The following is a 10,000-nucleotide window of genomic DNA, read 5'->3' on the forward strand; positions in this document are numbered from 1 at the left end:
TAAAGCGTCTTCCTGTTTTTGCCAGTTGACTGCGGCTAAGTTCAGACTTTGGTCAGCACTTTTGGCTTTGTTGCCTGTTACTGCCACAACACCTTGTTCATCCTGCAACATCAGGCTGTAGCCAGAGGCTGGTCGGCGTTCAAATAAACTTAAACTGTCATTATTGCTACTGGCAGAGCTGTTTATTTGCTCAGATAAGTCGTTGGCAACAGTGATCGTGTCTTGATAGCTCAGGCCATAGCCCAGAGCAAAGAGTGGATCGTAGTTGCTATCGCCCTGATTTAACGGAGTTTGATCTGCGGTTTTTGGCCAGGAGAATGGCAGTTTGCCTTTAAAGTCATGCTGTATTTCACCAGCAGCTGTTTTAAATAACACTTCTGCTATTGCCTGACCTGCAGTACCTGGTAACCAGGCAGCAACAAAAGCGTCTGACTGATTCAGTTCAGGATTCACCCATAAAGGCCGGCCAGTTAAAAACACTGTCACTACCGGAATACCATCTGCTTTGAGTTTTTTCAGTAATTCCAGATCGGTATTTTTACCCGCCTGATAATCCAGAGTGCGGATATCGCCGTCAAACTCGGCATAAGGGTTTTCGCCTATCACTACAATAGCGACGTCAGGTTTTTGCTGATATGAGCCATCGACACTTAATTCGACAGAGCCCTGGGCCGCTTCAACCTGTTGTTTAATGCCTGAATAAATAGAGCGGCCATTCGGGAAATCGGCATTCACATTACCCGTGCCTTGCCAGGTTAAAGTCCAACCGCCACTTTGTTTACCTATATTGTCAGCACCATCCCCTGTCACCAGTACTTTTTGCTTGGGTGCTAATGGCAATAATTGCTGGTTGTTTTTCAGCAGTACCAAAGATTCACGCACAGCCTGAGCAGCGATGGCCTGATGATCTGCATGACCAATCAACTCTGCTTTGCCAGCTAACGCTGATTGAGCCGGATTGCCTTTGTCGAACAATCCCGCGCGAATTTTTACCCGCAAAATACGGCTGACGGCGTCGTCTAAACGGGCTGTAGAGATCTCGCCAGCTTTGACCTGAGCCAGAGTGTTTTTGTACAAGGCCTTACCATCTTCCGGTGCCATTAAAATGTCGACACCAGCGTTGATAGCAGCAGCACAGCTATTATTGGTGCAGCCAGGCAACTGTCCATGGCCATTCCAGTCGCCTACCACTAAACCATCAAAGCCCATGCGCTCTTTCAGTATGGTTGTCAGCAAATAATGATTGCCATGCATTTTGTCGCCATGCCAACTGTTAAAAGAAGCCATCACAGTTTGCACGCCTGCTTCGAGGCTAGTGACATAACCCTGAGCGTGCACACGGACTAAATCTGCTTCATTCGCGAGGTTGTTACCTTGGTCTTTACCGTTTTCTGTACCGCCATCACCCAAATAGTGTTTGGCTGTGGCAATCAGATGGCCGCTTTGCATAAAGTCTGAGCCCACATTACCCTGAATACCTTTGACCAGAGCTGCACCCAAAGCTTTAACTATCGCAGGGTTTTCAGAATAGCTTTCATAGCTACGGCCCCAGCGGTCATCACGGGCTACCGCTACCGTAGGTGCAAAAATCCAGTTGATACCAGTAGCCGCGACTTCTAGTGCTGTGGCTTTGCCTATGGCTTCTACTAAAGCCGGATTATTGGCGGCACCAAGACCTATATTGTGTGGAAATACGGTAGCGCCAATCACATTGTTGTGACCGTGCACAGCGTCCGTACCCCAGATAGGTGGAATACTACTGCCATCTTTGCTTGCATCAACAGCAGCGTCGTAATAAGCCTGAGCTAAAGCCACCCAGTCTGCTGCAGTGGAGTTTTTATTGTCATTTGGATAAGCGCCACCGCCATTTAAATAAGAACCGAAACCGTACTGGCGCATGTCTTCGACTGTCATCCAGCGAATATCAGGTTGGATTAGTTGAGCGACTTTTTGCTCCATTGTCATAGTGGCCAGTAGTTGCTGTACTCTTTTTTCGGTATCAGCGCTGGCTACAGGGCTTTTAAGTTCAGGCCAGAGTGCCGGGTTTTGTACCGCAGCTGTTTTTACTTCTGCAGTCGTTTCGGTGTTCTTCTGGCCGCAGCCAAACAAAGTCGTGACAAGGGCAGCACTGCACAACAACGCCAATGGTCTGTTTCGAAACATAATGGGTATCCTGTTTAGCTCTGTCTGCTTTTGTGTCCGCGCTGTGAAAAGTTGGGACAGGGCAAAGGCGCAGCAGAGTTCTTATCGGCGGGGCTGGCAGGCAAATCAGTATTTTGTATGAGCAAAAGCGTACAAAAGCACTGATGGGTGCTTGGTGTTCTATCCCCGTGTCCTCCGGGCTTATTTAGAAGCTCCGGTATGCAAATCTTTGATTTGCTTATTATTGTTTTCAGCTACTTCGTTTTTTGTCGCTCTTCCAATCTGAAATCAGCAGATTAGTTCAGTGAAAACGAAATTGTAAGCGGTTTCATTTTTAGCTGATAAAGTCGTTATTGCCAACTGTTTTTTAACCAAAATGTAAGAATTAGTTTTTCTGTATTGACGAGTTAAAAAAAATCACCTAAGTTTGTGAAAGCGCTTACAGTTGGTTTTGAGGAGTAGATAAACTACCTGTCGGGCGTCAAATAAGTTCGTAGAAAGTAAAAAACCAAAAACAGTCGACAGGGAACTACACATGAAATCCAAAACATTTACAAAGACCAGACTCGCCACAAGTCTGTCGTTAGTGCTTGGCGTGGGCGTTGCTATGCCTGCCTTCGCGGATGCCGCGCAGGAACAAAACGCTAAAAAAGCCGAAGAAAAAATTGAAGTGATCAGCGTCACCGGTATCCGCGGTAGTCTGATCAAATCCATGGACACTAAACGTTCATCCACTGGTATTGTGGATGCAATCTCAGCTGAAGACATAGGTAAATTCCCTGATACCAACCTGGCAGAATCGCTGCAGCGTATCAGTGGTGTGTCTATCGACCGTGTGAACGGTGAAGGTAGTAAAGTAACTGTTCGTGGTTTTGGTCCGGACTTTAACTTAGTGACTCTGAACGGACGCCAAATGCCTGTCACTACAGGTTCACGTTCTTTTGACTTCGCTAATATTTCTGCCGATACCATCAGTGGCGTTGAAGTTAATAAAACCAGTTTTGCCTCCAATCCTACCGGTGGTATAGGTTCGGTTATTGACGTACAAACCTTAAGACCTTTGAGCGCCGGTGGCGAAAAAGCTGTTTTCAGCGCTGCTATGGTGGATGACAAATCGACTGAAGAAGGTAGTGCTACTCCTGAGTTAGCGGGTTTGTATTCCACTACTTTGAATGATGGGAAATTTGGTGTTTTAGTTTCTGCCAGTTATCAGGAACGTGAAAGCGGCAGCCAGCAGGCCAACGTAGGTACAGGCTGGCGTAGTTTCGCTGGTTCAGTGGACAACACTTCAGGTCAGTGGGGTAGCGTCCCTGTTGATAATCAGGTAAACCGTCCTGGTGCGAATGATGTGTACTCTGTACCACAGACCACAATCTACAAGTTTGAAGAACAACAACGCGCCCGCACTAACGGTCAGTTAGTGTTGCAGTATGCGCCAGTTGATAATCTGACAGCCACTTTAGACTATACCTATATGCGCAATGACATCGACACTCAATACAATGACGTGTCTGCCTGGTATACCTATGTGCCCTCACAAAGCGTCTGGACTGATGGTCCAGTCTCATCTCCACTGATTTACTCAGAAGACTATGGTAATAACCCTGCTGACTTGTCTATGGGTGCTGGTGATTCTGGTGTACGTAACGAAAGTGGTTCTTTGGGGTTAAACCTGGAGTGGCAGGCAAGCGATAACTTAAAACTGAGTTTTGATGCCCATAAATCAGATGCCGAATACAAACCAAATCATGCATTAGGTTCAAGCAATACCTTAAGTACTGCAGCTTTTATCCGTCAAAGCGCTGCGACAGATTTTACCGGTGATATTCCTCTGTTAGCAGTGGAAGGTGGTAACTCAGTTCGTCCTTCAGATATGGTTGTTACTGGTAGCGTATTCGGTAACTCCACCAACAAGTCTGAAATTGAGCAGTATCAGTTCGACGGCGAATACATCTTCGAAGATGCAGGCAGCATCGACTTTGGTATTGCTATCACTGACGTGGATAACCACTCAAAATCAGTCAACGTACAACGTAACGACTGGGGTGGTGTTGGTCAGGCAGGTGATTTTGACGCTTCCTATTTCCCTGCAGGTACTATTCACGACAAATTTAAAGGCAGCAAAGGCGATTTCTCTTTAATGCCTGGCCGTAATTTTGAAATACTGAACACTATTTTCTTCTGGGATTTCAATACTGTACGTGCTCGTGCTGAGCAGTTGTACACCCCGGTAGGTTTTGTGGGTGCTGGTGATTGTGGTACAAACTTCTGTCCTTCTACCGATTACGACAGTGATACCAACCGCTACACACTGGAAGAATCTCAGTCTGCCTATGTACAGTATAACTACGAGAACGAAATCTCTGGTATGCCTTACGATGTTCACGTGGGTCTGCGTTATGAAACCACTGATGTGACCTCAACTTCAGCAGTAGCTGCATACAACGGAGCTCGTTGGGTCGCCGAAACTGAAATCGTATTACAAGCCAGCGGTGAGCGCGAGTTCCAGACTCAAACAGGTGATTACGACTATGTATTACCGAACCTGAACTTCAACATTGAAGTGGTTGAGGATGTGATGCTACGTGCTGCGTATAGTGAAACTATAGGTCGCCCAGACTACGTTTCTATCCAGGGTGGTACTGTTGTTGCAACTATAGCTAACCGAGCCGGTGGTGGTGGTTCTGCAGGTAACCCAAGTCTGTTGCCTCTGGAGTCTGAAAACATCGACTTGTCAGCTGAGTGGTACTATTCACCAGCCAGCTACGCTTCTATCGGTTATTTCCGTAAGGATACCAGTAACTTTATCAGCAACTCTGTTGTGGAATCGACGATCTACAATATTCCAAACCCTGTTGATGGTAAAAAGTATGCTGAAGCTGTGGCTGCAGTAGGTAATGATGCACGCGATATTCGTAACTGGATTTTTGCGAACTACCCAACTGCTCCGGGTGTGAACGTTGCTGCAGGTACTATTGACGGCGTCGCTGGTGAAGATAATGCCTTAGTCTTCGATATCAATACTCCGTCTAATGGTTCAAATTCAGAAGTCATTGATGGCTGGGAATTTGCGGTACAACATGCCTTTGGTGAAACTGGTTTTGGTGCTATTGCCAACTACACCATGGTGGACAGCGAAACTTCATACAATAACTTCCTGTTGCAGGACCAGCCTGCACTGATCGGCTTAAGTGACACAGCTAACGCCATTTTGTTTTATGAAATGGATGGTTTCCAGGCCCGTGTTGCTTACAACTGGCGCGATGAGTTCCTGAATTCTAAAGGTCAGGATACAGGAGCTAACCCGCGTTACACTGAGGCTTATCATCAGATTGATATGTCAGTGAGTTATGACTTGCCACAAGTGGAAGGTTTAACAGTATTTGTTGAAGCACTGAACATCACAGATGAACATATCCGTGTGCATGGTCGTGCTAAAGAGCAAGTGTTAAGCCTGGTTGAGTCGGGAGCCCGTTATAGTATAGGTGCCCGTTACAGCTTCTAAGCTGACCAGGGGCCATAAGGATATGGCCTTGTCTGTATAAGCATCCCCAATCTGTGTTGGGGATGCTATATCCTGAAGTTTTCTGCATCTTCGTACTTAAACAAAAACCAGTAGCTTTTGTCTCAGGCGGCAGGTTTAATCAAACTATAACTAAAAATTTCAGACAACGGATCGGAATACAGCATGAGTAATAATGTTTTACTGAACAGTGTGGAGCATCGCGACCTAAAGGTGATTACAGCCCGAAGCGCACAATATGGTGATGCGGTATGGTTTGCTATTACCTTCCCTAGAGAATTTCGCACAGCACAGGCGCATTACCCAATCTTTTTCCATAAAGACAGCAGCAGTAATCAGTTTTTTGCTGTCACTCTGTTTGGTTTTCAGGATAAGGAAAACTTGTTTTTACAGCAGGATAACTGGAAGGGTTGTTATATTCCGTTGATGCTCAGACGCCAGCCATTTTTGATTGGTCAGCAGTTGGTGCGGGAAGACGGTATTGAAACCCCGCAACGTGTGATCCATATAGATTTAGATAACCCTCGTGTTAGTCACACTGAAGGTGAGGCGCTGTTTTTACCTTTTGGTGGCAGCAGTCCTTATCTGGATGAAGTAGCCTCAATGCTGGAGACTATTCATCACGGTATGCAAGACAGCAAAGATTTTATGGCGGCCTTGCTGGAACATCAGTTGCTTGAGTCCTTTACGCTGGATTTAACCTTCAGTAATGGTCAGAAACAACAGTTGGCAGGTTTTTACACTATACATGAAGATAATCTGGCCGCCTTACCAGCAGAAACTTTGGCCTTATTGCACCAAAAAGGTTATTTACAGGCTATTTACATGGCTATTGCTTCGCAAGCCAATATCCGGCATTTACTGCAGTTAAAAAATAAGCAGTTTGAGTAAGGTCTGAATAGCTATGCAAAAGCCAACGCCATTAGTACAAGTAAAAACTTTGGAAGGATTTCACTTAACTGATGCGTTGAATTTGATTGCTAATGCTGATTATCCGCTGATATTCAAAGGTTTATGCAAAGACTGGCCTTTAGTAAAAGCGGGTTTAGTCTCCGCGGCTTCGGCCGCAGACTATATGCGGCAGTTTTATCAGGGCCAGCTTGTCAGCGCCTGTTACATAGAACCTGAACATCAGGGCAGAGTGTTTTATAACGCAGAACAAAATGGCTTTAACTATCAAGGCGGTAAAATTGATTTTAATCAGTTGTTAGACCGCCTTTTTGCATTAAACAGCCAGGACAATGCGCCGACCTATTACATGGGGTCGACTGAAATCAATAACTGGTTTCCGGGTTTAGCAGAGCACAATACTTTACAACTGGATGGAATTACTCCACTAACCAGTGTCTGGCTTGGGAATAGATCCCGCATCGCAGCTCATTATGATTTCCCGCAGAATCTGGCTTGTAATGCAGTAGGACATCGCACTTTTACCTTATTTCCGCCAGAGCAAATCTGCAATTTGTATCCCGGTCCTATGGAGTTTGCACCAGGCGGGCAGGATGTCAGTATGGTGGATTTTGCTGCGCCTGACTTTGCACGTTTTCCTAAGTTTGCCGAAGCATTAAAGCAAGCTCAACGGGCTCAACTTGAGCCTGGTGATGTGTTATTTATTCCGAGCATGTGGTGGCACCATGTTGAAGCACTGGATGGCTTTAATGTGTTGATCAGCCACTGGTGGCGGGATACTCCAGCCTACTTAGGCAGGCCCAATAACGCACTGTCTATGGCAGTACTGAGCTTACGCAGCTTACCTAAAGCTCAGCGTCAGGCCTGGAAAGCTATTTTTGATTACTACATTTTTGAGCATGACGACGTCTCTCAGGATCATATTCAGCCTGAAGCTTTGAAAATGCTGACCAAGCCATTAGATGAGTTAAATGCGCGCCAAATCAGAGCTGATTTACTGAACAAATTAAAACGCTGACCACAAGCTATAACAAAAACAGAGTCAGGCAACAGGGGAAACAAATGAATAACCAACAGAATAGAATTAAAAAAGTGGTGATTGCAGGTGGTGGCACTGCAGGCTGGATGACAGCTGCTGCCCTGACCAAGTTACTTGGCAAAAACCTCGAAGTGGTATTAGTCGAATCTGATGATATTGGCACTGTAGGCGTAGGTGAAGCCACTATTCCCACTATGCATATTTTTCACCGCTTACTGAATATCAAAGAGTCTGAAGTCATGGCCGCTACCAATGCCACTTTTAAACTGGGTATTCAGTTTGAAAACTGGAAAACACTGGGCGAAGACTATATTCACTCCTTTGGTTTCTTAGGTAAAGATTGTTGGGCTTGTGGTTTTCAGCATTTTTGGGTTAAGGGCAAACAAAAAGGTATAGCCTCTGAAATAGGTGACTATTGCGTCGAGCATTTAGGCGCTCGTCAGGGCCGGTTTGCTGTGTTGCCAAATCAGGATCTGAACCACGCCTATCATATGGATGCCTCTTTGTACGCCAAATTCCTGCGTCGTTTATCTGAACAACATGGCGTCAAACGTATTGAAGGTAAAATTCGTGAAGTGCAACAGCATATGGACGGTAATATCAGCGCCTTATTGCTCGAATCCGGCGAGCTGGTAGAAGGCGATTTATTTATCGACTGCACCGGCTTCCGGGCTTTATTGATCGAACAAACGCTAAACACTGGGTTTGAGGATTGGAGTCATTGGTTACCTTGTGACAGTGCTTATGCGGTACAAACCAAAACTACACAGGAACCTTTGGCCTATACCAGGGCTATAGCCCGCGGCGCTGGCTGGCAATGGAAAATTCCACTACAAAGCCGGGTAGGGAATGGGCTGGTATTTTGCAGCAAATTTATGTCTGAAGCAGAAGCTAAGCAAACGCTGATCGACAATGTTGAAGGTGAAATGCTGTTTGAACCCAGGCTGATTAAATTTAAAACCGGCACCCGCCGCCAGCATTGGAATAAAAACTGTGTGGCCATCGGTTTATCCAGTGGTTTTCTTGAGCCTTTAGAATCGACCAGCATTCACCTGATCCACCGCAGTCTTATTCGTTTGCTGCAGATGTTCCCGTCCAACGGCATAGTGTCTGCTGATGTGGCTGAGTTTAACCGCCAGACTAAAATCGAAATGGATAATATCCGCGACTTTATTATCCTGCACTACAAAGCTACAGAGCGCACTGACACCAGATTCTGGCGCTACTGCAAAGATATGGAAGTCCCGGAGACGCTGACTCACCGGATGGAACTCTTTAAACAATCCGGCAAAGTCTATAAGTTTGCGCAGGAATTATTTGGCGAAAGTTCCTGGTTACAGGTACTGATAGGTCAGGGTTTAATGCCACAGCAGTACCATCCTATTGTCGATTTAATGCCGGATTCTGAATTAAACGATTTCCTGACGAGCATTAAACACAATGTGAAACGTACCGTGAGTCAGTACCCGACTCATCAGGAATTTATTCAGCATTACTGTAAATCGTCTTTGGTCTGAGCTGATGGTTACGGAAGCGCTTAATTTTCAGGTCAATACCGCCATCCGGCCCGAAATTATCTATCTTGGGCTGGAAAAAACGCCATTGATTCTGATTGATGACTTTGGCCTGGATTTGTCTGATTTACGTCAGCATGCCCAGCACAGTGATTTTATGCGCGAGAATCAGACATATTATCCGGGCCAGCGAGCTGTTTTACCAAAGGCTTATGTTGCAGCCAGCTTAAATGCCTTGTACCAGCTGATTTATCAGGTGTATCAGGTGCCTGAAAAGTTGCGGTTAAAACCACAAATGTTGTTTTATGCGCTGATCACCCAGCCAGAAAATAGTCTGCATCCACTGCAATGCATGCCGCATTTTGATACCAGCGCGCCCTATTATTTTGCACTTTTGCATTACCTGAATGACTCGCCTCATGGCAGTACCGGCTTTTTCCGCCATAAACCTACCGGGTTTGAGCGGGTCACGGATCAAAGACGGCAAGAGTATTTTCAGTCTGCTCAACAGTTTATTGATACTCATGGTGCGCCACCTCAGCGTTATCAGGTGCAAAGTAATGAACATTATGAGTTGTACCACCAGATCCCATACCAGGCCAACAGACTGATTATTTACCCTGGCCATCTGCTGCATTCTACTTTGGTGGATGTCAGCACAGATATTGACAGCTCCGCTGTTACAGGGCGCTTAACCGCCAATATGTTTGTCGATTTCGTATAAACCCAGAACCAGTGTGATACCAGCTAAAAAGGAACTGAGTATGGCTTTAACAAAAATAAAAATGGAAGCGATTACATAGCTGTTTTAGTCGCACAGATGGCACTTTTACCCTCCTATTTTAAAGATGAAAAGAAGATAAAGATGAACTA

The 10,000-nt window shown here is 45.6% G+C and carries 6 protein-coding genes; 5 read left to right on the forward strand and 1 reads right to left on the reverse strand.

Going from position 1 to position 10,000, the window contains the following annotated elements:
- Window positions 1-2,163, reverse strand: a 2,163-nt coding sequence (locus tag LDL40_RS13595) for a glycoside hydrolase family 3 protein (RefSeq protein ID WP_300995916.1), incomplete at its 3' end; no start/stop codon positions are given.
- Window positions 2,164-2,677: 514 nt separating this feature from the next.
- On the opposite strand from LDL40_RS13595, the gene LDL40_RS13600 reads away from it, so the two are divergent.
- The 5 genes from LDL40_RS13600 to LDL40_RS13620 all read left to right on the forward strand — a co-directional run bounded on the left by LDL40_RS13600 (window position 2,678) and on the right by LDL40_RS13620 (window position 9,851).
- On the forward strand, window positions 2,678-5,647 hold the full coding sequence (locus LDL40_RS13600) for a TonB-dependent receptor (protein ID WP_300995917.1): 2,970 nt from the start codon (window positions 2,678-2,680) through the stop codon (window positions 5,645-5,647).
- Window positions 5,648-5,830: 183 nt separating this feature from the next.
- Window positions 5,831-6,556 (forward strand): SapC family protein, encoded by a 726-nt coding sequence (locus LDL40_RS13605; protein ID WP_300995918.1) that lies wholly within the window; start codon window positions 5,831-5,833, stop codon window positions 6,554-6,556.
- Between the two features lie 13 nt (window positions 6,557-6,569).
- Entirely contained in the window at window positions 6,570-7,592 is a 1,023-nt protein-coding gene (locus LDL40_RS13610) for a cupin-like domain-containing protein (RefSeq protein WP_300995919.1), read from the forward strand.
- 44 nt (window positions 7,593-7,636) lie between these two features.
- Window positions 7,637-9,130, forward strand: coding sequence for a tryptophan halogenase family protein (locus LDL40_RS13615; protein ID WP_300995920.1), 1,494 nt, complete (start codon window positions 7,637-7,639; stop codon window positions 9,128-9,130).
- Window positions 9,131-9,134: 4 nt separating this feature from the next.
- Complete coding sequence (locus tag LDL40_RS13620) at window positions 9,135-9,851, forward strand: DUF6445 family protein (RefSeq protein WP_300995921.1); 717 nt, start codon at window positions 9,135-9,137, stop codon at window positions 9,849-9,851.
- Window positions 9,852-10,000: the final 149 nt, after the last annotated feature.

This window comes from Rheinheimera sp., from assembly GCF_020217005.1.
Taxonomy (GTDB): domain Bacteria; phylum Pseudomonadota; class Gammaproteobacteria; order Enterobacterales; family Alteromonadaceae; genus Pararheinheimera.